We start from the raw sequence: 24,985 nt of genomic DNA on the forward strand, positions 1-24,985 counted from the left end.
ATTTCCGTGCTTGTAGACTCTGATTTTTCCAGGTTATGATTGGCAAAAGACTGATAGTACTGTTTGTGATTTTAGGAATGGGCGCTCGCGCAAATGCGCAGTCGCCAGGTTTACCTCAGAGTAAAAATAAGACAGTCGTGATCGCTCATCGCGGTAATCACATGGAGGTACCTGAAAATACGGTCGCATCATGCCGCGAGGCCATTGAATGCGGGGCCGACTATGTCGAAGTCGACCTGCGGACTACGAAAGATGGAAAGCTGGTGTTACTGCACGACGCCAAAGTAGACAGGACTACCAACGGTACCGGCCGCATTGCAGATATGACGCTGGCCGAAGTGCGTAAGCTGCAGGTTTTTAACCGAAACAAAAGAACGCACCGGATCCCGGAATTCAAAGAGGTACTTGCAGCCTGCAAGGGGAAGATCAACATCTATCTTGACTTCAAAGACGCCAGCACGGAAGAGACCTGGAAGCAAATCAAGGCAGCAGGAATGGAAAATCAAGTGGTAGTGTACCTGAATGACGAGCGCCAGTACCGGCAATGGAAGGAAGTTGCGCCGGCTGTTCCACTGATGACAAGTTTGCCAAACAATGTAACAAACAAAGAAGGGTTACTTGGCTTCCTGAAAAAAACCGACGTACAGGTGCTGGATAACGTGAAAGATCCTGAGCTGGTAAAGATTGCAAACGAAAGCGGAGTGGCTGTGTGGCTTGATGTTCAAAGTCCAAACGAAGGGCCGGTTTCCTGGAAAGAAGCACTAAGTAAGGGCGTACAGGGGTTACAGACCAATACTCCTGCGCATTTGATCAGTTTTTTAAAGGGGTCTTCTTATAAATAGGACAATCAGGCGTATGTGCGCCGGGCAGATAGCCTGTACTCATTAGAAATTCATTGACAATTTCGCCGCCGGTAAATTTGAAAGTTTTTTTGAAAAGCTTGATCCATTCTTCTTTCGTCAAAGGGTGATTCGCTTCGATCCAGCCTTTGAAGGAGCCGAAGTCCTTTCTTAGTTCCAGAATTTTCCGTGCATTCACGATTGCGGCATTAATCTTTAACCGGTTGCGGACAATTCCCGGATCTTGCATCAATCTTTCCCGGTCGCTTTCATCATAGGCGGCTACTTTTTCGATTGAAAAATTATCGTAAGCTGCCCGAAAACTATGTTGTTTTCGGAGCATTAAAGTCCAGCTCAGGCCCGCCTGGTTGATTTCCAGCAACAATCTCCCGAAAAGCTCGTCATCGTCATCAATGGAAAAACCGTAATGATTATCATGGTATTCCTTATTTAATAAATAATCTGGCAGCTCTGAAATGTTGTTGTTGATGTAATTGCAATATGACATTGTGCAGGAAGATTTAAGTATTAAAGTATGCCTACCTGGACTTCCGTGATATTCGCGGCTGGGTTCTCAAAATCCATATTGATATAGATCTCACGATTTTGCCCGGAAGGAATCTTGTTTTCAGAACCTATCCAGGAAAACAATTCGCCGTAAACAGCGCCAAGCACGCTCCATTCTCCCTGTAATTGTTTTGAAATGCATTGAAATGGTTCAAGATTTTTTTGCCGGAATTCGGAACCAGTGACAGGTGCTGCCGGCGTGATTGGCAATGCAATGGTCAGCTTGAAGACTGTTTCGGGGTTTCCGTCCGCACCTTCATAAATCCAGTATACGGGGCCGGTAATCTCAAAATCGTTCTTAATCGCGTCTTTATAAAGCCTCTTGGCAACTACCCGCACATACTCCGAAAGTGTGGCAAGGGAGGTTTGTGTTTCGTAATAATGAACATACAACGACTGAATGTTTTTGATTTCCATGGCGATACAATTTAGTTTGAGGCAAATAAAAATGGCCGGTGTGACAACCCATTGTCAGCAGCTAGTAAGCCGGCGAATTATTTTTTTTGCGGGTCACTTTTTGTTTAAGCCAGGGATAGCTGATGTAGAATACTTTGGTAGCGCCCATCCCGATCCCCGCGCCCATTAATACATCTGCCAGCCAGTGTTTATTGTTCAAAATACGCATAGTACCTACCGCTGTGGCAGTTCCGTACCCGCCTATACTATAAAAAACGTTTCTGTCGCCATACTCCTGATGCAGTATCTCGGCGTTTGCAAAGGCGGTAGTTGTATGTCCCGAAGGAAATGAATGGTTATCCTCTCCATCCGGCCGCGGATATTTTACAGCACGTTTGAGACCCTGTGTTACCGCCTGTGCCCCAATATTGGAGAGTAATGCGAGTATCACCTGGTCGCCCAGCGAATGTTTTCCCTTCACACCGGCCGACGCCAGTCCAAGGCTCACAATGCCCGGAGCGTATGGAAGAAAATCATCCGCATTGGTGTGGAATCCAGGATACTGTGAGCGGACTTCCCTTTGCAGGCTGCGACTGACCTTACCTTGCACAATGAGCCCGGCAACAGCTAGCGAAACCGGCGGAATAACGTCTCCTGCTTTTACCCGCCACAAGGTAGAATCCCGCTGCGCCCAAACTGTTTGCGGGAGCAGGTTGCAGCAAATCAGTAGGGTGAAAATCTGGATTCGAGCTGCTTTGAAGATCATAAGATTGCCTCTCTCACGCGCACAAGTCTTTCCAATAAACCCTCCAATTGATCCAATGGAAGCATATTTGCACCGTCGGATTTCGCTTCTGAAGGATTAAAATGAGTTTCAATGAACAGCCCATCTGCGCCAACCGCAATCGCTGCTTTGGCGATTGTCTCGATAAGCTTCGGTTTGCCGCCGGTTATTCCGGAGCTTTGATTGGGCTGTTGCAGAGAATGGGTGCAGTCCATTACTACTGGAACTCCAAATGCAGCCATTTCAGGTAGGTTACGGTAATCCACCACTAGATCGCCATATCCAAAGCTATTGCCACGATCGGTTAAAATCACCTGACATTCCGGATTGACTTCATGAATCTTTTCGGCAGCAAACTTCATTGAAGCGCCGGAAAGAAATTGTCCTTTTTTCACATTTACAGCTTTCCCGGTTTGCGCTGCCGCGGCCAATAGCTCGGTTTGGCGGCAAAGAAATGCAGGGATTTGTAATACATCCACGTACTCGGCAGCCATCGCAGCCTCGTGTGATTCGTGGATGTCAGTAACAGTAGGTACTCCAAAAGTTTCACTTACTTCCCTAAGTATTTTTAAAGCTTTCTCGTCGCCAATGCCTGTGAATGAGTCGATCTTCGTGCGGTTTGCTTTGCGGTAGGAACCTTTGAAAATATATGGTATTTGTAGCCTAGTGGTCACATTTACAATATGTTCAGCTATGCGGAGGGCCATATCGCGGCCTTCAATGGCGCACGGACCGGCCATTAAAAAAAAATGCTGAGAGTCTGTATTTTTCAGGTTCGTAATTGAAATCATATCTTAAATGACTTTTAATTAAATATTTGGTGAATGTACACTTATGCGGGATGTTCTCCAGACCGGAAGAAGAATTCCAGAAATGAGCACCTGATAATGGATTGATTTACTGCTTTTTTTATTTTGGAAGTAAAGAATGCAATAAAAAGAAGGCATTAAAAAAATTTTGAAAAAGTGAACTGAAATATCTTTCTTTGTTGCGATTTTAACCAAAAAGTGATTATAAAATGTCAGCAATTGCAGAAAGAGTTAAGCAAATTATCGTCGAGAAACTCGGCGTAGAAGAGTCGGAGGTTACACCGGAAGCAAACTTCCAGAACGACTTGGGAGCGGACTCTCTAGACACCGTTGAATTGATTATGGAGTTTGAAAAAGAATTCAATCTATCTATTCCTGACGACCAAGCAGAGAACATTGGTACAGTAGGCCAAGCTGTTGCATATCTGGAAGAGAACGTGAAGTAATTCGGTCTTTAAGCCAGTTATCATCTTCAATTTCTGTCCTTTTTTATGAGTTTTAAGCGAGTTGTGATTACAGGAATGGGTGCATTGACGCCCATCGGGAATGATGTTTCTACCTTTTGGACAAATCTGGTTGCGGGGGTAAGCGGCGCAGCGCCAATTACAAAATTTGATGCTGAGAAGTTTCGTACCCGTTTTGCCTGTGAAGTCAAGGGATTGGACATCAATACTTACATCCCGCGACAGGAAGCACGTAAAATGGACCCGTTTACTCAGTACGCCGTTATTGCTGCAGACGAAGCTATGAAGGACGCCGGCTTTGACGTAGATAAGCTTGATCTCGACAAAGCCGGTGTAATTTGGGGCTCAGGAATTGGAGGGCTTAAAACCTTCGAAGAGGAAGTGATGAACTTCTCTGAGAATGGAAAAACACCTCGTTTTAATCCTTTCTTTATCCCTAAAATGATCGTGGACAGTGCATCGGGAGTACTCTCGATCCGCTACGGTTTTAGAGGACCTAATTTTATCACAGTATCCGCCTGTGCATCAGCTACCAATGCGCTGATCGATGCATTCAATTATATCAAGCTCGGTATGATGAATGTATGTATCTCAGGCGGCTCCGAAGCAGCAATTACTATTGCTGGTGTAGGAGGTTTCAATGCACTAAAAGCACTCTCCGAAAGAAACGACAGTCCTGAAACTGCATCCCGTCCCTATGATAAGGATCGTGATGGTTTTGTTTTGGGAGAAGGAGGTGCCGCTCTTATTCTGGAAGATCTGGAACATGCAAAAGCCAGAGGAGCAAAAATTTACGCTGAAATGATCGGCGCAGGTATGTCTTCGGATGCATACCACATTACTGCACCACATCCTGAGGGGCTGGGCGCATACATGGTAATGAAGAATGCATTGGAAAACGCCGGGTTACAGCCTTCGGATATCGACTATATCAATACGCACGGTACATCCACGCCGATCGGCGATCCCCAGGAAATCAAGGCAATTGAGACGTTCTTCGGAGAGCATGCTTATAACTTGAACATCAGTTCAACCAAGTCCATGACCGGACATTTGCTCGGAGGAGCAGGTGCGATCGAGGCTGCTGCCTGCATCATGGCAATCAAGGATCAGATTGTACCGCCTACGATCAACCATTTTACAGATGATCCGGATATTAATCCAAGACTAAATCTTACTTTTAACAAAGCAGAAAAGCGCAAGGTAGATATCGCCTTGAGTAACACTTTTGGATTTGGAGGTCACAATGCATCAGTCATTTTCAAAAAGTATGAAGACTGATAAACTTTCTACAATTGGCAAAGCGAATTCTTATACCGATACTTTCTCTTTTCCGTACCGGAAGTGCTGAGGATAAAAAATTTAAGGAGTCCATTGCACACGTAATCGGTGATCGCCCCTCCAATTTAGGCGTTTACCAGCTCGCTTTTCGCCATACTTCTGCATCCAAAGAAACCGCCATCAAAGGTTTCAGAGAATCCAATGAAAGACTCGAATACCTGGGCGACGCAGTCCTGGGTATGGTAGTCGCAGAATTCCTTTTTACCAAATACCCCTACAAAGACGAAGGTTTCTTAACCGAAATCCGCTCACGAATTGTCAATCGTGAATCTTTAAATCAAATATCCCGCAAGCTTGGTCTTGACAGGCTGATCGAATACGATGGTAACCGCCGTGGAATGTCGCCGCGCTCTTCCATGTACGGAGATGCGCTTGAAGCGTTTGTAGGCGCTATTTACCTGGATAAAGGTTTTCGGTTCACGAGAACATTCATCATCAGCAAGCTTATCACGCATTATGATCTGGACAGTATTATCCAGAACAATGCAAACTTCAAAAGTCTCATCATCGAATGGGCCCAGCGTGAGGGCAAGGAAATCCGCTTCGAGATACTCGAAGAAAGGGGGACCCGCCACCATCGCGAATTCATCTCTCAAATACTCGTCAACGACGAGCCTTTCGCTACCGGCAACGGTTTTACCAAAAAGAAAGCTGAACAATCCGCTTCCGAGCAGGCTTGTGCTATTCTTGAATTAAGGTAAGCCCTATTCAAGTGCTTTATTCAGGTTACAATCCTGTCATTTTACAGGTATGTTCAATACGAATCGGACATTTTGTCTTGTGGTTTGTGCAAACGCTTTAATTTGGTGACTTTTTGTCTTGTTATTTCTGCATTTTATGGGTCGGAATGGAAGTTGATAATATCACTGCATACCACAGAGGTTAAAACAAGAAATCAAAAACATAAAATCTTATTGCAATGAGCACATTAGTTAAAACCCAATTCGCAACTCCTTCCTACCTGAACGGTTTTTTTGGAAAAGACCTTTTCAACGAATTAAACACACCCGCTTTCTCCGGAAGTGTACCGGCAGTGAATGTAGTTGAAAGCAAAGAAGGATTCCGCATTGAAGTAGCCGCTCCCGGTTTGCAGAAGTCGGACTTCAAACTGAACCTTGAAAAGAACCAGCTGACAATCTCTGCCCATAAGGATCAGAAAAGTGAGGAAGCAGGGGAGAAATATACTCGTAGAGAGTTCAAGTACAACTCTTTCCAAAGGACTTTTACCCTGCCGAATTCAATCGACGGCGAGAAAATCGAAGCTAATTATGCCGACGGTATTTTGAGCATAGTGTTGCCAAAACGCGAAGAAGCAAAGGAAAAACCTGCCCGTCAGATCGAAATCGCATAATTGAAATTTTGAAGTAAGGAAGGCGTTATTTTCACGAATAACGCCTTCTTCTATGATCAACGAAAAGCGCGTAAACCGGACATTACTGGCAGGATATTTGGGTTAGATTTGAAATGAAATATCTTTGTTAAATTATGTTAAACGGGCCTGTTAAGGGAATAAATAGTTATTTGCTTTGCGTTAATCATTCATAAAATTAAAACCCCAACATATGTCTATGAAAACAAATTGGAAAGGTTTAGTGTTGGTTGGGTTGATTTCAAGTGCGTCAACTCTTGCCGGCTTTAAACTGTTAGGTCCGGATAGCGGTACGAATGTAATTTTTAAAGAAGCCCCTGCCGAATCTATTGCACGGTTTACCTCGACTGGCGCGCCGGTAGGTGCACCGGGAGATTTTGTCTACGCAGCAGAAGCAACTACACCAACGGTTGTACACATAAAGTCAACGATGACACGCCAGGCATACCGCGGAGGCGGTCAGCAGATCCCGGATATTTTCAGGGATTTCTTCGGAGATGATTTTGGAGGCAGCCAGCGCGGTCCTCAGTCTCAGGAAGCGTCTGGTTCTGGTGTGATTATCTCAGCTGACGGTTATATCGTAACAAATAACCACGTTGTGGAAGGTGCTCAGGAACTTGAAGTTACTTTGCATAACAAAAGGAAATACAGAGCGAAGGTAATCGGAACCGACCCTTCTACTGACATCGCCGTTATCAGGGTGGAAGCAAAAGATCTTCCTGCCGTAACCCTGGGAAACTCGGATGCAGTGAAAGTAGGAGAATGGGTAGTTGCAGTAGGTAACCCATTTAACCTCGAATCAACGGTTACTGCCGGTATTGTGAGTGCAAAAGGTCGCGGTCTTGGAATTATCGGTCAATCACGCCGCAATGGTGTGACCCCGGCTTCTGCAAGTGCAGGCGACTCCCCACTTGAATCTTTCATTCAAACTGACGCGGTAGTAAACCCAGGAAACAGTGGTGGTGCGCTTGTGAACCTGAAAGGCGAATTGATCGGTATCAACACCGCCATTGCCAGCCCGACAGGTAGCTTTGCCGGTTATGCGTTTGCAGTACCTTCCAGCATTGTAAAAAAAGTATCCAGCGACCTTATCAAATTTGGTAACGTCCAACGCGGATACCTTGGAATCCAGCTGGACGATCTTGACAGCAGAAAAGCAGAAGAATATGGCGTGAAAGTGAATGACGGAGTTTATGTTCGTGAATTCACTGAAAACAGCGCGGCGAAAGCAGGTGGTGTAAACAAAGGTGACGTGATCGTGAAAGTGGACGGAATTGAAATTCACTCTGTTCCTGAGCTTCAACAATCAATTGGTCTGCACAAACCTGGCGATAAGGTTAACTTGACTGTAAACCGCGATGGTAAGGAAAAAGACCTGAGCATTACACTCCGCAACAGAACAGGCGGTTCAGACATTATCAAACGTGATGAAACTGCGGCGATCATGAATGTGCTGGGTGCACGGTTTGGTAACCTAAGCGATGCAGAGAAGCAGCGTTTATCCAGATACAAAATTGAAGGTGGAGTGAAAGTAGTTTCTATCGAAGGCGGCAAGTTTGCCCGTTCACAAGTGGAAGAGGGCTTTATTATTACAAAGGTAAATGGTAAGGCAGTCCGTAATGTGAAAGACTTCGAATCGGCAATCGCCGGAAAAGAGGAATCGATGGTAACTTTTGAAGGGCTGTACCCTGACGCACCTTACGATGTATTCTCTTTCGGATTTAGATTGTAATAAATGATAAAACAAAAAAATGGCTGCGGATTCCGCAGCCATTTTTTTGTTTTATATCAAAGCATGTATTTAAGCTTCACAACCTCTTTCTCACTTAAAAAGCGCCACTTGCCTCTCGGCAGGTCTTTCTTATTCAATCCTGCAAATACAGTCCGGTCCAGCTTTTGAACTTCATAGCCCAGGTGCTCAAACATCCGGCGAACAATGCGGTTACGACCACTGTGGATTTCAAGTCCAACCACCATTGCATCCGGTGTAACGATACCAACTTCATCGGGGCGTATAAATCCGTCTTCCAGATCTACTCCGTGCTGTAATTTCTCGAAATCCTCTGTTGCGATCGGTTTATCCAATTCAGCCTGATAAATTTTCTTGATCCCGCTTGAAGGGTGCGTAAGTTTCTCAGCCAGCTCACCGTCGTTAGTCAGCAGCAGCAAGCCTGTTGTATTTCTGTCCAATCGGCCCACCGGGTAAACACGCTCGTTGCATGCACCTTTGATCAGGTCTAACACTGTTTTACGCTCTTCCGGATCGTCGGTGGTGGTAATGTAATCCTTCGGTTTATTGATCAGGATGTACACCATTTTTTCAGGATTTAGTGCTTTTTTGCCGTATTTGACAACGTCACTTATTTTCACCTTATAACCCATTTCAGTAATCGTCTTTCCATTTACCGAAATCTGGCCGGCAGAAATCAAATCATCGGCTTCCCTGCGCGAACAGATACCTGCATTCGCGATGTAGCGGTTCAACCTGATATCAGTGGTGGTTTCCTCTTTTTTTTTAGGAGCTACCTTCTTTTCGTAATCTTTCAAATTATAGCGGGGCGCTGTTTCATATCGGCCCACTCTCCGGTCCAATCCGCTTCTGTCCTCTGTATCTGGCGCTCTCTCTTCCCTTGGTGCTCTTTCTTCTCTTGGTGCACGCTCGTCGCGCGCGGATCGCTCACCTCTTGGCGCACGGTTCTCACTCCTGTCTTCTCTTGGTCTGAAACCTTCTCGCGGTGCCCTTTCTTCCCTTCCAAACCCTTCTCCTCTTGGTGCCCGGTCACCGTCTTCTCTTGATCTGAAACCTTCTCGCGGTGCACCTTCTCTTGATTCTCGCGGACGGAAATCACCTCTTTCTTCCCTTTTTCCGAATGCAGGCCTTCCTTCTGGTCTGAACTCACGGGTTTTGTCGAAACTGGGTCTTTCTCCTCTTTCGGTCGATGTTCTTCTGTCTGAAAATGGCTTTCTTTCCGTATTCTCACCTTCACTGCGGGATCTGAAAGGCCGGGTATCGCCTGATTCCGGTTTTTTGAAAGATCTTTTTTCTCCCTGGAATTTTGAATCTCTTTTGAAACCACCGGCATTTCCAGCAGGCTTGTCTTTGCGAAAACCACCTTGCTCACGGTCGAAACGCGGCCTGTCGTCTGCTGGTTTTTCGTGCCCGAAGCTGGGACGTGATTTGGTAGGCTTATTTTCCTGTGCTGAGAATTTCAGACTGGATTTTTTAACACTTGGCTTACTGAATCTGCTTTCAGTCTCCGGCTTTGCTTTTTTGAATGAATTGCCGCCGCTGCTTTTTCGGAAGGATTTGTCCCCGCCGCCCGATGCCGGTCTTGAATTGTTTGTTCTTTTTCTCATTTCAGGAATGCAGTATCACTACTGGGATTTTTTCCTCTTAACAAATTGCTTGTAACTGAATGTAAAACTGTGGTGTATTTTCTGATATTAATGCCACCAAAATCAGTTAGCCAGCGTATCTGATCATCAGAAAGTATTGATAATTTATAGATTAGCCTGCAAAGATACGGCAATTTTCCGGTTAAATATTTCGCTGTCATTTTATGTCAAAAGTCATAAAGTAACGTTTATTAGTACTATCAGCGAAATGCCGGTTACATGGCTTTCGACTCTAAATCTTCAATGAACGAAATTGTATATGTCAACCGAGGTGCAGACACAACCTTTATGGAAACCTGGACGGACATTGCTGGAACAATCCAATCTGAAAAAGTACATGGATTGGCTTTTTGTCAAAAAGGGACTTTACTTTCGATCTTACCACGACCTGTGGGAGTGGTCTGTAACGGATCTGGAAGACTTCTGGGAAAGTCTCTGGAACTACTTCAACATTAAATCGCACGATCTTTACCTTGAAGTACTGCAGCGCCCACAGAGTGGGATGATCGGTACCAAGTGGTTTACCCGCTCCAAACTCAATTACGCTGAGCATATTTTCAGAAATAAAAGTAAGGACCGCCCGGCTATTTTGTTCAAATCCGAGCGGGAAGGATTACGCGAAATATCCTGGGAGCAGCTGGAAGAGGAAGTGGCAGCGGTAGCGACCTGGCTCAAACAAATAGGAGTGCGGCCTGGGGATCGCGTCGCAGCTGTTTTGCCCAATATACCTCAGGCTGTTGTGGCCTTTCTGGCGGCAAACTCCGTCGGCGCAGTCTGGTCTTCCTGTTCTCCCGATTTTGGAAAAACAGCATTGGTTGAGCGCTTTCAGCAGATTGAACCCAAAGTTTTGTTTATCGCAGATGGTTGCCAGTACAATGGCAAGTTTCACGATTTAACAGCCTTTGCACAGGAGCTTTCGATCTCCTTGCGAACGGTCAAGGACATTGTTTTAATTAATAATACCAAGACTGAAAGCCGGTACGACAGGTATACGTCTTGGGAGGATATCCTGCATTTGCAGCATTTTGGCATCGATTTCGAGCCGGTTGCTTTCGATCATCCGATCTGGATTTTGTATTCGTCAGGAACAACTGCTGAGCCGAAAGCGATTACGCACGGAGTTGGAGGTTGTTTGATCGAGCACATGAAAGCATTGGTGCTGCACCAGAATGTTAAGCCGGGCGACCGGTACTTCTGGTATTCTACTACCGGCTGGATGATGTGGAACTATGCATTGAGTTCGCTGCTCTGTGGTGCTACACTCGTGCTTTACGACGGCGCGCCTGCTTATCCTTCATCACAGGTACTGTGGAGTTTGGCGGAAGAAGCAAGGATCACGCACTTTGGAAGTGGTGCTGCATTCTTCATTAACTCTATGAAAAGCGGCGTGAGTATTACTTCTGAGCGACTTTCCAGTCTGGAAACAATTGGATCCACAGGCTCTCCTCTGCCGCCCGAAGTTTTTGAATGGGTTTATAAACAGGTTAAAAAAGATGTCTGGCTTATTTCACTCAGCGGTGGTACCGACGTTTGCTCTGCATTTGTAGGTGGCTGCCCCATTGTGCCGGTATATGCCGGTGAGATACAATGCCGAATGCTCGGCGCACGCGTTGAAGCTTTTGATGAAGATGGTAAACCGGTAAAAGATGAGTTGGGAGAAATGGTAATTACCCAGCCAATGCCTTCCATGCCCGTTTGCTTTTGGAATGATCCAAATCAGGAAAAGTATTTCAGCAGCTACTTTGAAATGTACCCGGCTGTTTGGCGGCACGGCGATTGGATCAAAATAACCGATCGGAAGTCGGTGATCATTTATGGTCGCTCCGATGCGACATTGAACAGGGGAGGTGTGCGCATTGGTACCGCGGAGATATATCGTGCCGTTGAAAGTTTACCGGAAGTGAAAGACAGCCTGGCGGTTTATCTTGAAAAATCCAATGGAGAAGGTACCATTTCCCTGTTTGTTGTATTGGGAAGAGAACATGAACTAACGGACGCATTGAAGGCAAGAATCAAAGAAACAATTCGCACTCAGTATAGCCCGCGACATATTCCGGACACGATCGAACAGGTTGCTGACATTCCTTACACAATCAATGGGAAGAAAATGGAGGCGCCTATGAAGCGCATACTAATGGGCCAGGATCCTGAGAAATGCATCAACCTGGACACAATGCGAAACCCAGAATCACTCAGATCTTTTGTATGAAGTGAGATTTCGATTTCTGTTCAGGATCTAAGCCCGCTATATTTTCGTTTTCGTTCAAAACACGCCGTTGGCTCTCTTGCAATAAGCAATCAAAATCGCTTAATTCACGTTAAATAGAAGTGTGCGGAAAGTCTTCTCAACACCCTTTCAAACTTGACCAGCATGAATTCAGAAAAGTCTCAGACACCGATTAATAACCCGAAGTCGGTTGTGCGTTTGCCGATCATCATCGGGATCACGCTGGCGGCAGGTGTGTTGCTGGGCAGCACGTTTTTTAGCGGCGGAAAGAAGCTGTCAGAAGTTGCCAAAGGATACGCCAAGTTCCGCGAGGTATTGATGTTGGTTGAAAATAACTACGTGGATTCGGTCAATACCGAGGAGCTTGTTGATTTTTCTATCTCGAAAATGCTGGAAAAGCTGGATCCGCACACTGCCTATTTCAATGCAGAGGAAGCTACCGCAGCTCGCTCGCAGCTTGAATCAGGCTTTGATGGAATCGGCGTTGAATTCAATATTTACAATGATACGGTTTACGTGGTAACCCCCCTGAGCGGCGGGCCCTCGGAGGCAGCGGGCATTCAGAGCGGCGACCGGATTATCTCGGTTAACCAGGAGAAGCTCTCCGGTCCGGGAGTAACTAATGCGCAGGTTTATAAATTACTACGTGGAAAAAGGGGCACGAAGGTAAATCTTGCTATTGAGCGCGTGGGATTGAATGAGAAAATGAATTTCTCGGTAGTGCGCGATCGCATTCCGACATTCTCGGTGGATGCGTCTTATATGGTTGATCAGGAGATCGGATATATTAAGGTCAGCCGCTTTTCCGAATCCACTTTCGAAGAGTTTAAATCTGCCTTGAAAACATTAAAGGGACAGGGGTTGAAAAACCTGATCCTTGACCTGCGCGGCAACCCTGGCGGTTATATGGAACGCGCTACGAGCATGGCCGATGAATTTATCGCCGGAGATAAGCTGCTGGTGTATACCGAAGGAAAAGACAGCCGTTTCGACAGAAAAACACGTTCGCACGTTGATGGACTTTTTGAACAAGGCCCATTGATCGTTCTGGTAGATGAAGGAAGCGCCTCGGCTTCTGAAATCCTGGCAGGCGCATTGCAGGATCACGACCGCGCATTGGTTGTGGGCCGGAGATCTTATGGTAAAGGTTTGGTGCAAATGCCGATCAAGCTTTCCGACGGCTCTGAGCTGCGCCTCACCATCTCGCGCTATTATACACCGAGTGGAAGAAGCATTCAAAAGCCTTACGAGCTGGGCAAAGGTGAAGATTACAGCCAGGATCTTTCGCATCGGTATGAAAGCGGCGAGCTGTTCAATGTAGATAGCATCAAATTTGATAAGAGTAAAGTGTACAAAACCGACGGTGGGCGCATTGTTTATGGCGGAGGCGGTATTACGCCGGATATTTTTGTTCCAAAAGATACCACACAGAACAGCAAGTATCTGTATGAACTTTACTCAAAAAATATCATCAGGGAATACGCATTACGATATGCAAATGCTAATCAGAAAAAGCTGGAAAAACAGACTTTTGACGAATTCGTAAAATCGTTTGAAGTATCAGATGCAATGCTGGCAGATATGGTTAAAGATGCTACCAAATCAGGTATCAAACCGAATCCTGCTGAGCTGAATCTTTCTAAACCGCTGATTACTTCTCAAACAAAGGCAATAATTGGCCGGTATGTCTGGGGCAGGAAGCAGAAGAGTGGACTTAATAACGAGGTTTTCCAGGTACTTAATCCTACCGATAATGTTTTTCAACAGGCAGTGCAAATGTTTAACCAGGCCGCCCAGTTGGAAAAAGGTCAATTTAGCAGTCTGAACATCCCACGAACTAAAAAGGATTAGTCAGGCCAGTAACACAATCAAAATTCTAATGTCCCGTATTGCATTGATTACCGGAGCTACCTCCGGGATAGGAAAAGCAACTGCCGAACTCTTCGCAGATGCAGGAATAAGTCTCATTCTGTGTGGCCGTCGCCAGGAAAGGCTCGATGAACTCGCCGGAAAACTGTCTTCCAAAGTACAAGTTACCACACTGCTTTTCGATGTGCGTGACAAAGGTGCGGTACTGGCAATGATCAACTCGCTTTCCGATGATTGGAAAAACATTGATATCCTCATTAACAATGCAGGCAATGCACACGGGCTGGGCTCACTGGATGAAGGCGATACCGACGACTGGGATTCGATGATCGATGGAAATGTAAAGGGATTGCTCTACGTTTCCAAAGCGGTTATTCCATTGCTTTTGGAAAAAGGAAAGGGACATATCGTCAACATCAGCTCCATCGCAGGAAAGCAGACCTATGCAAACGGAGCAGTATACTGCGCTTCGAAAGCGGCTGTGGAAGTATTGAGCGAGGGAATGCGCCTGGAACTGACGCAGCACGGAATTAAGGTAACGAATGTAGCTCCCGGTGCTGTGGAAACTGAATTCTCATTGGTTCGTTTCAAAGGCGATGAAGAGCGTGCCGGGAAAGTATACCAGGGTTTTGATCCATTGCAGGCAGGAGATATTGCTGACGCTATTTTGTACGCTGTGAATGCACCGGATCGCGTCACAATCGCCGACATCACGATACTGGCAGGCGCACAATCCGCCGCAACTGCGATTCACAGAAAGTAGAGACTGCTCAGTTGTTTTCCGCTATCCTTAAAATGAGATTGGGATCAAGGCAGATTGATAAGTAATAATCCTGATCAAAAATGCTGCTTACCCCGGGAAAATCGCCTGCATAGTCGCCGATTTCACTGATCACCTGAAAGTGCAGATGCGGCGGCCAGTCGCCATTTTCCGGGAAGTCGCCAATAAAGGCAAATTGCTCACCTTTTGCAATGGGTTTTCCGACGGAAAGTCCGTTCAATGAAGAAAGCGACAAATGCCCGTACAATGTATAAAATCGTACTCCTGATAAATCGTGGGCTAAAATGATCGTAGGACCATAGTCGCCGTAGTGGTTGTTGAATGCGTAGCTGTGAACTACTCCGTCAATTGGCGCATACACCGGCTCGCCTGCCGGCACCCAGATATCAGTCCCTAAATGAATGCTCCGTGCACCTGGCTCATCGCCTCCGAAATGCATTCGCTGGCGGTATATTACGCGGTTTTCCCCATATCCGCCAATCCCATTGTATGTACTTCCCAACAAAAGCTCTTCAAAAACATACTTCAAAAATTCACTTGTTCTCGAAAGATCACGGGTGAGCAATGCGTGATTAGCGGCTGAAAAATCCAGTCTTCTGTAAGCTTTTCCATTGTCAATAATCCTGGCAAATGCAGGGTACCCGCTGAGTATTTGTTCTAAGTCCGCCATAGCTGAGGGTTAAAGCAAAAAAGAGCCAGGCGTGAATGCCCGGCTCTTCGAATTCAAGGCTTATTTTGGATCGAGACTTTGTTTGATCCGTTGCAAAATATCCTGTAAATGGTATTTGGTGATCTTATCCGCACTTTTCGGAATAGCAGCGGTAATCGTCGATTTCAGACTTTCCAAATGCGCCCGTGCTACGGAAGGCAAATCGGTTTTTTCAAGCTCCACGACGCGGGTTGAAAAACCGTAGGTGATCCCCACGGGAATGGACTGTACATTGGCTTTGCCAGGTTTGAGCAAGTCGATCAGCTTTTCGGTATACACCTTTTGCAGGTTGCGACGGTACAAATCAATGTTCTTGCCTGTTTTAGTTTCCGACCAGATACCGCCCTCCAGGTCAGTGAACAGCTCATCGAGCGTGTAGTTCTTGGCAGTCATACCTGTTTCCATTAACCTTACAGCTCTGTCGCCCGCAAAAAGCGCGGTAATCGCATATTCATGTAGTGCTTTAATCGCTTCTACACCGGTTTCAGGCTTGATCTTGTTCATGATATTCTGGTCCAAAAGCCAGGTCGGCGTTTTGAAAAGCTGCGCATTCAGGAATTCAACCGCTTCTTTCTGCGTCGCTTTTGCAACCGGCGTAAATGTTGGCCCTTCCATGTCATAGGTAGTAGGCGTATCGTAAATTCCACCTATGTTTTTGATTACGTGGCCCAGGTACCGGCGATACTGCGCAGTTACATTGCTGTAAATCTCATCGAGTTCCTTATAGCTTTCGCCATCTTCACGGCTCCATTCGATCAGGTTGGGTAGTATCCTTTTCAGGTTCCTGATTCCATACTCTGAGGCTTTCATTGCATTGTCACCCAGATCCTCGGTCTGGTATCTCGGATCGTAGGGACTGATCTCTGTTCCAAAATGCAGGCGGGTATCCTTGTAAGCCTCTTTCGTCATTTCATTCAGCTTTGCTTTCTGCGCTTTCGGGTCGCGGATGTCAGGGAAATTGCTGTAACCCCATTGAATCGCCCATTTGTCGTAGTCGCCAATGCGGGGGAAAAGATCAGTAATACTATCTTCCGGCTGTGCGACATAGTTAAACCGCGCATAATCCATGATCGAGGCTGTGTGGCCGTGCTCTTTAATCCATTCTTTGTCACGCAGCTTTTCGACCGGCGTCGCAGAACTTGCGCCCATATTGTGCCGCAGTCCCAATGTATGTCCAATTTCGTGTGAGGATACAAATCGCACGAGCTGGCCCATAAGTTCGTCGTCAAACTTCTTTGTACGTGCTTTCGGATCAACGGCGGCAGCCTGAATAAGGTACCAGTTACGCAGCAGGCGCATTACATTGTGGTACCAGCCAATGTGGCTTTCAAGGATTTCGCCGCTTCGCGGATCGTGTACATTCGGACCGTAAGCGTTCTGGATATCTGCTGCGAAATAGCGGATCACCGAATACCGGGCGTCTTCCAGACTCATGGTTGTGTCGCCTTCCGGCCAGTATTCGCCGCGGATTGCATTTTTCCAGCCAGCTTTTTCAAAAGCGACCTGCCAATCGTCCACCCCTGCTTTCAGGTATTTGCGCCATTTTTCAGGTGTTGCCGGATCTATATAGTAAACAATGGGCTTTTTCGGCTCAATTAACTCCCCATTTTTCTGCTTGGCTGCGTCTTCCGCATTCTTGGGTTCAAGCCTCCATCTTACTGCGAAAACTTCCGTGTCCGACCGCTGTGATTCTTCACCAAAAACGGCATACTGATTGGCAAAATAGCCAACTCTGCTATCAAAAATCCGCTTTTGCATAGGTCTTTCCGGCAGCAGAATCATGGAAGTATTCATCTCAAACGTCACAACGCCGGCATCGAGCCCGGAAGGTAAGTACTGGCCGATCTGCGGAACGGGGGTGGGGGAAAGCGTTTGCGGAGATACCGTGAACGTTTTTACAGTACGTATTTCCGTGTTGATCGGAAAGCTCCTCATTTTTTCAATGTAAGATGCCTCCTTTTTGAAACCTGTCAGTTTCAACAACTGCTTGTTAACCGAGCTAAGTGAAAAAACCTGGTTGTCGGAGTTAAAAAAATCGGTAACGTCAATGACCGAAGCTTTTGCACCAGGATCTTTTTTGAGCGCTTTGATATCGAAAACGCCGATAATCGGATCAGAATTGGAGTTTTTGACAGCCTGAAAAATGGGCTTTGTACTGTCAGGACTTGTTAAAACAACGGTTACTGACCTTAGCAGCAAGTTGTTATCGACACCTTTTTCCCAGCGGATCATCTGCCGGTTTACTTCCTCTCCTCCAAAAATTCCGCCTCCTGCTGCGGTTTTCGAGTATCGCGTAACCGCCATAATATCCCGGTTCAGCAACGAATCGGGTATTTCAAAATACCATTTATCATCCATTTTGTGCACCGAGATCATTCCCTTCTGGCTCACTGCACTGGTATCGATCAGGTCTTTAAAAGCTTTCGGACTTTTTTTCCTATCATCTTTCAGCTTGTCTTTGACAGCCGTCGCCATGGCATCGACTGCCTTCTCAATTTTCACATCTTCTTCTTTCTTTTTCTTCTTTTTCTGGGCTTGGGCATCATTAAGATACACGAGAGCTAGTCCCGTAAGAATAAGGCACCGAAATAATCTCATGGAATTGTTAAAGAGTTTTGTTTAAAGTGATAGAAGCCAGGGGGGTAAATAGAAATCTAATTTACGGATTAGAAGCAATTAGTTTGACAATAATTCAGCAAGAACACCCTCTTTTAACGCGTAACTCGAAATCTGCATTTTTTGAATGCCATAACTTTTTAAAACGTAGTCAATCAGGCACACTGCGACTACGATCATATCCACCCGGAGCTCGATCATTCCAGGAATTTGCATGCGCTCATCGTGGTTTCCGGAGACGATCAGGTGATAGGCGCGGTAAAATTCTTCTAATGGAAGATGGAAGTCAGTCTGGTGTTTTGGAGGACCTTCTCCGAGGCGATACTGAAAATCTATATCAACAAGCGTATCGAATGTGCCTGAGGAGCCGACCAGCTTTTGAGGGGCATATTGATGAATTGCATTAGCAAGCGGAATGAGGTTTTCATCAAAATAGTTATAGAGGCTCTTTCTATCGGCGACAGACAGCGGATCATTTCTCATAAACTTTTCCATCAAGCGTTGCCCGCCTATTTCAAAACTCTGTTTCCAGAATAGCTGAGAATGGTTTCCGATGATGAACTCCACACTTCCGCCTCCGATATCCATGATCAATGCCGGCGAATCGCCGATATCAGTACCAAACCGGACGCCCTGATAAATGTACTCTGCCTCTTTGTTTCCATCAATTACTGTAATGGAAATACCTGTTTTGTCGAATATCTCAGTGCAGAACTCGCTCTGGTTCTCAGCATTGCGGATCGCGCTGGTACCGAAGGCAAATGTGCTTTCAGCAGGAACTCCGTGCAAATCTAATGTTTCCCGGAAATAGGTAAGTACAGAAGTTGCGCGACCGAAAGCTTCCGGGGTGATTACTTTCCGGTTGATCCCGCCCATTCCGATCCTGGCCGGGCGGCTGTCATGAAAGATTTTGGAAAACTGATCCCCGCTCTTTTCGATGATGAGCAGGTGAAATGTATTTGTTCCTAAATCAATAATTCCCAATCGAGAGCTCATATCGGGCTGTCTAAATGTTCTATTACACTCTTCCTATGACGATGCTTGCAAAAATAACCTAATTTTAATGACTTATTTCTTGATTTTCTGTTTGATAAGGCTTTTCTTTGCAGTCCAATTTCAGAAAACCATTCAAAAAAACATTACATTAATAAGCATGCTGATTATCAACATTAAAGACAACGAATCGATTGACCGCGCTCTTAAGCGTTACAAGAAGAAATTTGAAAGAACCGGTACAATGCGTCAGCTTCGTGCCCGTACAGCTTTCGAAAAACCATCTGTTAGACGTCGTTTCGAAGTTTTGCGTGCCGTTTACAAGGAAAAGACTTACGGTCATTTAGAGGACTAGATCCAAAGGAGTGGTTTCTGAATGAGTTATACAGGATCATTGTATCCATATACAAAAAAGAGCTGTCTGATTTCAGATAGCTCTTTTTTGTATATTGGCTGTCATGATCGACGCTTTCTTACAATTTCTGAACTTTGAGAAGCGCGCCAGCGCACATACGGTCAAATCGTACCAGACGGATCTTGATCAATTTCAGAAATACCTTTTGTTTCAGTATGAATGCAATGCACCGGAAACGGCACAGCCGGCTATGTTGCGTTCCTGGGTTGTCAGTTTAATGGAGGAAGGGTTGAACCCGACTTCCGTGAATAGAAAAATTGCCTCTTTACGAAGCTTCTATGCTTTTTTGAGACGAAAACAGTTGATCTCCAAAGATCCGACGAAAGTATTATCTGCACTGAAAACACGGAAAAAGCTGCCTGCATTTTTGGAAGAAAAATCAATGGAGATGCTTTTTCAAGAGGATACTTTCTCGGCAGACTTCCCGGGATTGCGAGATCGGGTAGTTATTGAGCTGCTTTACGGCAGCGGGATCCGGCTGGCCGAGCTGCTGGATCTGGAAGTAAGGCACCTGGACCTTTATGCACATACGATCCGAGTTTTCGGAAAACGCGCCAAAGAGCGCATGGTACCGATCGGGAAATCGTTAGCTGAGCTGCTCGGAACCTATCTGCAGGAACGAAAAGAGATCGCAGCGGTAGATAACCTGATTGTGACGGATTCAGGGAAAGCAGCTTACCCGGTGTTTATTCAAAGGCTTGTTAAAAGATATCTATCGGCAGTGACCACTTTATCTCAAAAAAGCCCTCACATTCTCCGTCACACCTATGCTACGCATTTGCTTAATCGCGGAGCCGATCTGAATGCAATTAAGGAGCTGCTTGGTCATGCCAACCTCGCTGCCACTCAGATTTATACACATAACTCCATTGAAAAGCTGAAAAAAACGCATCAGCAAGCGCACCCAAAAGCCTGAAACCGATTTTTAGGATTATATTTGACCTCCATAGCAGATCTCAAAATATAATTTCGTCGCTTCATTATGAATAACAGTTTTCAGGACGCAGTTGTAACGAAGTATAATATTTTCAACAGCCTTTTTCTGAGTTTACCCTATCGCGGTATTTTTCAGACAGGCTCGCTACTTCCGATACTTACGCAGCAGAGTGAGACAGGTTTTCAGGAGGGAAAATCTCCGAAGGAAATCATCGAGCACTTTTTCTCGGAACTACTTGAAACCGCCACTCCTAAGGAAAGGACAGATCTGCTTTTTGCATTCATTCAATACATTGAAAGACAAGTTGTTCTTTTTGACTCTGTTGAAGATGCAGCATTTGATCAAACCCACGATCTTACCGGAAAAGGCTCCGTTACTTACCTGACCGAAAGGCTGGACAAAGACGAGCTGAAAAAGAAGCTGTTGACGAAGTTGCAGGATTTTAGCGTGCGCATTGTACTGACAGCTCACCCGACCCAATTTTACTCCGGTAAAGTGCTCGGGATCATCAACGATCTCGAAGACGCGATTAAGGAAAACGATTTTACCGAGGTAAATCAGCTTTTGCTTCAATTAGGGAAAACTGCATTTATCAATCACGAAAAACCTACTCCATTTGACGAGGCTGTCAGCCTGTGCTGGTTCCTTGAAAATGTATATTATGATGCTATCCCGTCTATCCTTGAAAAGTTGATCAATGGGCTGGGAATGAGCGTCCATGACTGGCCTTACCCGAATGTTTACCGGCTAGGTTTCTGGCCGGGTGGCGACAGGGACGGAAACCCTTTTGTGAATCCGGATATTACATTGCAGGTTGCGGACAGGCTGAGAGAAACGCTTCTGCGCAGCTATTACCGCGATATTCGTCAGCTGAAAAGGCGATTAACCTTTAAAGGTGTCGACGAGGCAGTTTCCATTGCGGAGAAAAAAATGAACAGTACCATTTTCGGTCCGTTCGAGGAAGGTTATGCCAATGCACAGGAGCTGATCGATGAATTGTTGAAAGCGCGGGAAGTGCTTGTCAGCAAGCATCAGGGGCTTTTTGTAGAGCTGCTTGACAATTTTATCTTGAAGCTTAACCTGTTCGGATTCTTCTTCGCGAGCCTAGATGTACGCCAGGATAGCCGGAAACACGGAAAAGCCTGGGAGGATATTCTGAAAAGATTGGAGAAAAAAATTCCGCTCCTGAAATACAGTGACTACGAAGGTTGGGATGAGCCAAAGAAAATAGAAATGCTGCTGTCGCTTAATATTCCACTGCGCGACGAAGACTATGAAGATCCATTAACAAAAGATATTCTTGGGTCAATCAGAGCGATTAAAACGATCCAGGAAAAAAATGGTGAGAAAGGCGCTCACCGCTACGTAATTAGTAACAATACTTCTGCATTGAATGTAATGCAGGTAGTTGCGCTGGCTAAGAATCTCATTGCTGACGAAAATGGAAAATTGGCGCTTGATGTAGTTCCATTGTTTGAAACGGTGGACGATCTTGCCAATGCGCCCGGCATTATGCGCAGCTTGTATGAAAATGAGTTCTACCGGAATCATTTGCAAAACCGCGAGAATCACCAAACGATTATGGTTGGATTTTCGGATGGAACGAAAGATGGCGGTTACCTGCGTGCCAACTGGTCTATTTACCGTGCAAAAGAGGAATTAACCAAAGTTTCGAGAGAGTTTGGAATCAAAGTCACGTTTTTTGACGGCCGCGGCGGACCGCCTGCGCGCGGAGGTGGCAATAACCACAACTTCTACTCGTCGCTGGGATCAGATATTGAAGATAAAGAGATACAACTGACCGTTCAGGGGCAGACTATCAGCTCTAATTACGGGACTGTAACTACGGCAATGTACAATCTGGAAAGATTGTTTACAGCTGGTCTGGAAAACCATTTATTCCGTGATAATCGTGCTGAGGATGAGCTGAGTACAGAAGATAAGGAGTTGATCGAAGAAATGGCAGAGGCAGCTTATAACTCTTATCTGGACCTTAAAAAACACCCGATGTTTGTCAAGTATCTTGATAAGAAAACACCGTTGCGTTTCTACGGACAGACCAACATCGGCAGCCGGCCTACCAAGCGTGGAAATGATGATGAAGGGTTGAAGTTTGAGGATTTGCGGGCTATTCCGTTTGTAGGATCGTGGGCGCAGATGAAGCAGAATGTACCAGGGTTCTATGGTTTTGGATCGGCGATCCGGCAAATGGCGGAGGAAAACAAGATCGAGGATATCAAGCAACTTTACAAGAAGTCGCTGTTTTTCCGGACATTGATCGAGAACTCAATGCAGTCGCTTTCAAAAGCATTTTTCCCGGCGACAAAGTACTTGCGTGACGAGGAAGAATATCGGGAGTTCTGGGACAAAATGTATGATGAATTCCTGCTAACGCGTGACCTGCTGCTTGAAGTATCGGGACAGAAGGAGCTGTTGGACAGTAATAATGTAACGAAAGTATCTATCAAAACGCGCGAGCGCATTGTATTGCCTCTGATTACCATTCAGCAATATGCATTGCAAATGCTGGCACTTGACCCCAAAGACCTGCCGGTTGACGTAGAAACCTACAATCAGCTGATCATGCGGGCAATGTTCGGGATTATCAATGCAGCGAGGAACTCGGCTTAGGTACCTATTCTTATTATAAGATTGAAAATGCTCCTGAATTTCGTGTTCAGGAGCATTTTCAATCTTAGGCTTGACGCTTGACTTCAAACCCAACTAAGTTGAGGCCGCTTACAAATGCCGCTTTAAAGGCTCTAAAATCTTTGTATGAAATTTCCCATTTGTGAATCTTAGCGTATCCTCATAAGAGTTAAAGGCTCTTGGTGTTTTTAAAACATAAGTTACATTGAACCGGCCCTTTATTTCTCTGTTCCCATTTTCCTGGTATGTATCAATTTGAAGGTAATTGTCTTCTGAATCCAGTACTTCATATTGATCACGGAACATATCAAAATCTATAAAAGTGTTTAGATGGGAATATACAGTAGTCGAATCTTTGCAGGAGTATGTTCTATTCCGCGAGACCTTGTATCGCCCCTCCTTTTTAGGGATATTAGAAAAAGAAAGTTCTTCTTGTAGATTTCCGTCCGACTCGAACAGTAAAGAATAAACAATCAGTCTCTTGCAAACAGAAGAATCAAGATCATGTTCAGATGCCCGAATTGCCTGAAAAGCGTTTTCAAAAGTTTTCTCCCATCGTTTTCCATTGACTCTGGCAGAGAAATACCCCCAGGAGTTTTCAGGAATTGCTAACTGAGGTAGACAAGCTGCGAATAACCATAATGCAAGCACGTACTTGGGAAATCGTTTTAGCAGTTTCATTTCTGAACTATAATGCGTTTCACAATAATCTTGTCATCAACGGTTAGTTTTACTAAGTAGCTTCCATTTTCGAGTTTATCGTTTTTCCAAAATAGAGAATGTGATCCCTTTCTTTGATGGGTTTTTTCGAGAATCAAAGTTTCTAGCAGACTACCGGATAAATCCATAATTTCCAACGCGACATCTGCCTCAGTTTCCAAATTATAGCGGATTTGTACCTGGTCGGTGGCGGGGTTCGGTGCTACTTCGAAGTCAGGATTAAAGGTGACCGTGGAATCGACGCCTGCACTTCCCTGCTTGTAGGGGCTCGGCATTTGCGCAGTTATGGCAATGAAAGCTGTAGTTGATTTTCCACCGGCAGTGACTGTACCTTTGAGATATATTTTCTGATTTTGATAAAAAACCAGGTGAAAATATCAGTTGTAGTGTTTGACAAGGTATAGTTGACTCCGTCATAGCTGTACTGCCAAATAAAGGAATATGGTGCGTTACCACAACTATAATTTAGTTCGTAGTTTTTACCGCCCTGGGTTGTTACATAAGTAGGGCCATCGATGTAGGCTGCCAATGGTGGATTTGGATTAGGCTGAAAGGCACTTACTACGAAATGGGAATCAGAAATCCTTTTAGCATTGTTTGCATTGTTGGTTCCAGTCGGCTTTCCTCCAACTTGTACGTTTGGATTTGAAAAGTGAAGCAGGCGATTTTTGGCCTGGTCATCAGAAATGCTTTTCCCGACCATAACTGTTCTGTCTGTAACGAAGCCTAAACCATTTTTCAAGTTGTAAGCCTGTGCATCGGCAGGTATACCTGCGGTCTCCTCGTGCCTGTGTAAGTATCCCTAACCCACAGACAGTTTGAAATTAGAGATTAAACCTTAATTTTAAACTGATGAAAAAGACCAAATTCACCGAGACACAGATCGTTTCGATCCTCAAACAACAGGAAGCTGGCATTCCAACCAAGGAGATTTGCAGGCAGAATGGCATTTCCGAAGCCACTTTTTACAATTGGAAGAGCCGGTATGGCGGCATGGAAGCTTCTGACGTTAAACGCCTGAAAGATTTAGAGGAAGAAAATTCACGCTTGAAAAAGATGTTTGCTGATCTGAGCCTGGATAATCAAATACTTAAAGAGCTGTTC

At 45.3% G+C, this 24,985-nt stretch carries 24 protein-coding genes; 13 read left to right on the top strand and 11 right to left on the bottom strand.

The genetic code is table 11. The annotated features are described in order from the left end of the window. Positions 1 to 35 precede the first annotated feature (35 nt). Entirely contained in the window at positions 36 to 842 is an 807-nt protein-coding gene (locus Q369_RS0119490; RefSeq protein WP_031529459.1) for a glycerophosphodiester phosphodiesterase family protein, read from the top strand. Here the strand turns inward: Q369_RS0119490 and Q369_RS0119495 are convergent. The 4 genes from Q369_RS0119495 to kdsA form a co-directional block, all read right to left on the bottom strand. After that, positions 811 to 1,347, bottom strand: a complete 537-nt coding sequence (locus Q369_RS0119495) for a DNA-3-methyladenine glycosylase I (RefSeq protein ID WP_031529460.1) — start codon at positions 1,345 to 1,347, stop codon at positions 811 to 813. The genes Q369_RS0119490 and Q369_RS0119495 overlap by 32 nt on opposite strands. 20 nt (positions 1,348 to 1,367) lie before the next feature. Beyond that, a complete protein-coding gene (locus tag Q369_RS0119500) occupies positions 1,368 to 1,823 on the bottom strand; it encodes a GyrI-like domain-containing protein (RefSeq protein ID WP_031529461.1) in 456 nt (151 codons plus the stop codon). 61 nt (positions 1,824 to 1,884) lie between these two features. Continuing rightward, positions 1,885 to 2,568 carry a phosphatase PAP2 family protein gene (locus Q369_RS27850; protein WP_035333705.1) on the bottom strand — a complete coding sequence of 228 codons (684 nt, stop codon included), beginning with the start codon at positions 2,566 to 2,568 and terminating at the stop codon, positions 1,885 to 1,887. Further along, positions 2,565 to 3,377: a 3-deoxy-8-phosphooctulonate synthase gene (kdsA, locus tag Q369_RS0119510; RefSeq protein WP_031529463.1), complete on the bottom strand. Its 813-nt coding sequence runs from the start codon at positions 3,375 to 3,377 to the stop codon at positions 2,565 to 2,567. Before kdsA ends, Q369_RS27850 begins: the two co-directional genes overlap by 4 nt. 227 nt (positions 3,378 to 3,604) lie before the next feature. On the opposite strand from kdsA, the gene Q369_RS0119520 reads away from it, so the two are divergent. The 5 genes from Q369_RS0119520 (at position 3,605) to Q369_RS0119540 (ending at position 8,301) form a co-directional block, all read left to right on the top strand. After that, positions 3,605 to 3,841, top strand: coding sequence for an acyl carrier protein (locus tag Q369_RS0119520; protein WP_015813362.1), 237 nt, complete (start codon positions 3,605 to 3,607; stop codon positions 3,839 to 3,841). A 45-nt stretch (positions 3,842 to 3,886) separates the two neighbouring features. Continuing rightward, entirely contained in the window at positions 3,887 to 5,140 is a 1,254-nt protein-coding gene (fabF, locus tag Q369_RS0119525) for a beta-ketoacyl-ACP synthase II (protein ID WP_031529465.1), read from the top strand. Positions 5,141 to 5,154: 14 nt separating this feature from the next. Then, entirely contained in the window at positions 5,155 to 5,901 is a 747-nt protein-coding gene (rnc, locus tag Q369_RS0119530) for a ribonuclease III (protein WP_031529466.1), read from the top strand. A gap of 218 nt (positions 5,902 to 6,119) precedes the next feature. Further along, the gene (locus Q369_RS0119535; RefSeq protein ID WP_031529467.1) at positions 6,120 to 6,551 is read left to right on the top strand and encodes an Hsp20/alpha crystallin family protein; all 432 of its coding nucleotides are present in this window, start codon (positions 6,120 to 6,122) and stop codon (positions 6,549 to 6,551) included. 217 nt (positions 6,552 to 6,768) lie between these two features. Then, positions 6,769 to 8,301 (top strand): Do family serine endopeptidase, encoded by a 1,533-nt coding sequence (locus Q369_RS0119540; protein ID WP_031529468.1) that lies wholly within the window; start codon positions 6,769 to 6,771, stop codon positions 8,299 to 8,301. A gap of 56 nt (positions 8,302 to 8,357) precedes the next feature. Here Q369_RS0119540 and Q369_RS0119545 read toward each other — a convergent pair whose 3' ends face one another. Beyond that, positions 8,358 to 9,926 (bottom strand): pseudouridine synthase, encoded by a 1,569-nt coding sequence (locus Q369_RS0119545; RefSeq protein ID WP_031529469.1) that lies wholly within the window; start codon positions 9,924 to 9,926, stop codon positions 8,358 to 8,360. A 298-nt stretch (positions 9,927 to 10,224) separates the two neighbouring features. On the opposite strand from Q369_RS0119545, the gene Q369_RS0119550 reads away from it, so the two are divergent. From Q369_RS0119550 to Q369_RS0119560, 3 genes are all read left to right on the top strand, one after another. Further along, positions 10,225 to 12,174 (top strand): acetoacetate--CoA ligase, encoded by a 1,950-nt coding sequence (locus Q369_RS0119550; RefSeq protein ID WP_031529470.1) that lies wholly within the window; start codon positions 10,225 to 10,227, stop codon positions 12,172 to 12,174. Between the two features lie 162 nt (positions 12,175 to 12,336). After that, positions 12,337 to 14,043, top strand: a complete 1,707-nt coding sequence (locus tag Q369_RS0119555) for a S41 family peptidase (protein WP_031529471.1) — start codon at positions 12,337 to 12,339, stop codon at positions 14,041 to 14,043. 28 nt (positions 14,044 to 14,071) lie between these two features. After that, positions 14,072 to 14,824 carry an SDR family NAD(P)-dependent oxidoreductase gene (locus tag Q369_RS0119560; RefSeq protein ID WP_031529472.1) on the top strand — a complete coding sequence of 251 codons (753 nt, stop codon included), beginning with the start codon at positions 14,072 to 14,074 and terminating at the stop codon, positions 14,822 to 14,824. A gap of 7 nt (positions 14,825 to 14,831) precedes the next feature. Here Q369_RS0119560 and Q369_RS0119565 read toward each other — a convergent pair whose 3' ends face one another. The 3 genes from Q369_RS0119565 to Q369_RS0119575 form a co-directional block, all read right to left on the bottom strand. Further along, on the bottom strand, positions 14,832 to 15,512 hold the full coding sequence (locus Q369_RS0119565) for a peptidoglycan DD-metalloendopeptidase family protein (RefSeq protein WP_031529473.1): 681 nt from the start codon (positions 15,510 to 15,512) through the stop codon (positions 14,832 to 14,834). A 60-nt stretch (positions 15,513 to 15,572) separates the two neighbouring features. Further along, positions 15,573 to 18,149 (bottom strand): zinc-dependent metalloprotease, encoded by a 2,577-nt coding sequence (locus Q369_RS0119570; protein WP_031529474.1) that lies wholly within the window; start codon positions 18,147 to 18,149, stop codon positions 15,573 to 15,575. A gap of 78 nt (positions 18,150 to 18,227) precedes the next feature. Next, the gene (locus Q369_RS0119575; protein WP_031529475.1) at positions 18,228 to 19,163 is read right to left on the bottom strand and encodes a Ppx/GppA phosphatase family protein; all 936 of its coding nucleotides are present in this window, start codon (positions 19,161 to 19,163) and stop codon (positions 18,228 to 18,230) included. A gap of 157 nt (positions 19,164 to 19,320) precedes the next feature. On the opposite strand from Q369_RS0119575, the gene rpsU reads away from it, so the two are divergent. The 3 genes from rpsU (at position 19,321) to Q369_RS0119590 (ending at position 23,143) form a co-directional block, all read left to right on the top strand. After that, the gene (rpsU, locus tag Q369_RS0119580; protein ID WP_026629542.1) at positions 19,321 to 19,515 is read left to right on the top strand and encodes a 30S ribosomal protein S21; all 195 of its coding nucleotides are present in this window, start codon (positions 19,321 to 19,323) and stop codon (positions 19,513 to 19,515) included. 103 nt (positions 19,516 to 19,618) lie between these two features. Further along, positions 19,619 to 20,491, top strand: a complete 873-nt coding sequence (locus tag Q369_RS0119585; protein WP_031529476.1) for a tyrosine-type recombinase/integrase — start codon at positions 19,619 to 19,621, stop codon at positions 20,489 to 20,491. Between the two features lie 66 nt (positions 20,492 to 20,557). Then, entirely contained in the window at positions 20,558 to 23,143 is a 2,586-nt protein-coding gene (locus Q369_RS0119590) for a phosphoenolpyruvate carboxylase (protein ID WP_031529477.1), read from the top strand. A 108-nt stretch (positions 23,144 to 23,251) separates the two neighbouring features. Here Q369_RS0119590 and Q369_RS0119595 read toward each other — a convergent pair whose 3' ends face one another. Genes Q369_RS0119595 through Q369_RS0119605 form a run of 3 tightly spaced genes read right to left on the bottom strand, consistent with a single transcriptional unit; the run spans position 23,252 to position 24,623 of the window. Further along, entirely contained in the window at positions 23,252 to 23,842 is a 591-nt protein-coding gene (locus Q369_RS0119595; RefSeq protein WP_031529478.1) for a hypothetical protein, read from the bottom strand. Then, complete coding sequence (locus tag Q369_RS0119600) at positions 23,839 to 24,156, bottom strand: T9SS type A sorting domain-containing protein (protein ID WP_031529479.1); 318 nt, start codon at positions 24,154 to 24,156, stop codon at positions 23,839 to 23,841. Before Q369_RS0119600 ends, Q369_RS0119595 begins: the two co-directional genes overlap by 4 nt. A gap of 8 nt (positions 24,157 to 24,164) precedes the next feature. Continuing rightward, on the bottom strand, positions 24,165 to 24,623 hold the full coding sequence (locus Q369_RS0119605; protein WP_157488249.1) for a hypothetical protein: 459 nt from the start codon (positions 24,621 to 24,623) through the stop codon (positions 24,165 to 24,167). Positions 24,624 to 24,733: 110 nt separating this feature from the next. Here Q369_RS0119605 and Q369_RS0119610 point away from each other — a divergent pair. Beyond that, positions 24,734 to 24,985, top strand: a 252-nt coding sequence (locus tag Q369_RS0119610; RefSeq protein ID WP_031529481.1) for a transposase, incomplete at its 3' end; no start/stop codon positions are given.

The sequence above is a fragment of the Dyadobacter crusticola DSM 16708 genome, from assembly GCF_000701505.1.
Taxonomy (GTDB): Bacteria; Bacteroidota; Bacteroidia; order Cytophagales; family Spirosomataceae; genus Dyadobacter; species Dyadobacter crusticola.

What these genes read in the sequence shown, in the direction of transcription:
- Q369_RS0119575 (WP_031529475.1), bottom strand. Translation starts at nt 19,163, where the DNA reads ATGAGCTCTCGATTGGGAATTATTGATTTAGGAACAAATACATTTCAC.
- fabF (WP_031529465.1), top strand. Translation starts at nt 3,887, where the DNA reads ATGAGTTTTAAGCGAGTTGTGATTACAGGAATGGGTGCATTGACGCCC.
- Q369_RS27850 (WP_035333705.1), bottom strand. Translation starts at nt 2,568, where the DNA reads ATGATCTTCAAAGCAGCTCGAATCCAGATTTTCACCCTACTGATTTGC.
- Q369_RS0119540 (WP_031529468.1), top strand. Translation starts at nt 6,769, where the DNA reads ATGAAAACAAATTGGAAAGGTTTAGTGTTGGTTGGGTTGATTTCAAGT.
- Q369_RS0119565 (WP_031529473.1), bottom strand. Translation starts at nt 15,512, where the DNA reads ATGGCGGACTTAGAACAAATACTCAGCGGGTACCCTGCATTTGCCAGG.
- rpsU (WP_026629542.1), top strand. Translation starts at nt 19,321, where the DNA reads ATGCTGATTATCAACATTAAAGACAACGAATCGATTGACCGCGCTCTT.
- Q369_RS0119550 (WP_031529470.1), top strand. Translation starts at nt 10,225, where the DNA reads ATGTCAACCGAGGTGCAGACACAACCTTTATGGAAACCTGGACGGACA.
- Q369_RS0119535 (WP_031529467.1), top strand. Translation starts at nt 6,120, where the DNA reads ATGAGCACATTAGTTAAAACCCAATTCGCAACTCCTTCCTACCTGAAC.
- Q369_RS0119500 (WP_031529461.1), bottom strand. Translation starts at nt 1,823, where the DNA reads ATGGAAATCAAAAACATTCAGTCGTTGTATGTTCATTATTACGAAACA.
- Q369_RS0119560 (WP_031529472.1), top strand. Translation starts at nt 14,072, where the DNA reads ATGTCCCGTATTGCATTGATTACCGGAGCTACCTCCGGGATAGGAAAA.
- Q369_RS0119555 (WP_031529471.1), top strand. Translation starts at nt 12,337, where the DNA reads ATGAATTCAGAAAAGTCTCAGACACCGATTAATAACCCGAAGTCGGTT.
- Q369_RS0119570 (WP_031529474.1), bottom strand. Translation starts at nt 18,149, where the DNA reads ATGAGATTATTTCGGTGCCTTATTCTTACGGGACTAGCTCTCGTGTAT.
- Q369_RS0119590 (WP_031529477.1), top strand. Translation starts at nt 20,558, where the DNA reads ATGAATAACAGTTTTCAGGACGCAGTTGTAACGAAGTATAATATTTTC.
- Q369_RS0119595 (WP_031529478.1), bottom strand. Translation starts at nt 23,842, where the DNA reads ATGAAACTGCTAAAACGATTTCCCAAGTACGTGCTTGCATTATGGTTA.
- Q369_RS0119490 (WP_031529459.1), top strand. Translation starts at nt 36, where the DNA reads ATGATTGGCAAAAGACTGATAGTACTGTTTGTGATTTTAGGAATGGGC.
- Q369_RS0119495 (WP_031529460.1), bottom strand. Translation starts at nt 1,347, where the DNA reads ATGTCATATTGCAATTACATCAACAACAACATTTCAGAGCTGCCAGAT.
- kdsA (WP_031529463.1), bottom strand. Translation starts at nt 3,377, where the DNA reads ATGATTTCAATTACGAACCTGAAAAATACAGACTCTCAGCATTTTTTT.
- Q369_RS0119520 (WP_015813362.1), top strand. Translation starts at nt 3,605, where the DNA reads ATGTCAGCAATTGCAGAAAGAGTTAAGCAAATTATCGTCGAGAAACTC.
- Q369_RS0119600 (WP_031529479.1), bottom strand. Translation starts at nt 24,156, where the DNA reads ATGCCGAGCCCCTACAAGCAGGGAAGTGCAGGCGTCGATTCCACGGTC.
- Q369_RS0119585 (WP_031529476.1), top strand. Translation starts at nt 19,619, where the DNA reads ATGATCGACGCTTTCTTACAATTTCTGAACTTTGAGAAGCGCGCCAGC.
- Q369_RS0119545 (WP_031529469.1), bottom strand. Translation starts at nt 9,926, where the DNA reads ATGAGAAAAAGAACAAACAATTCAAGACCGGCATCGGGCGGCGGGGAC.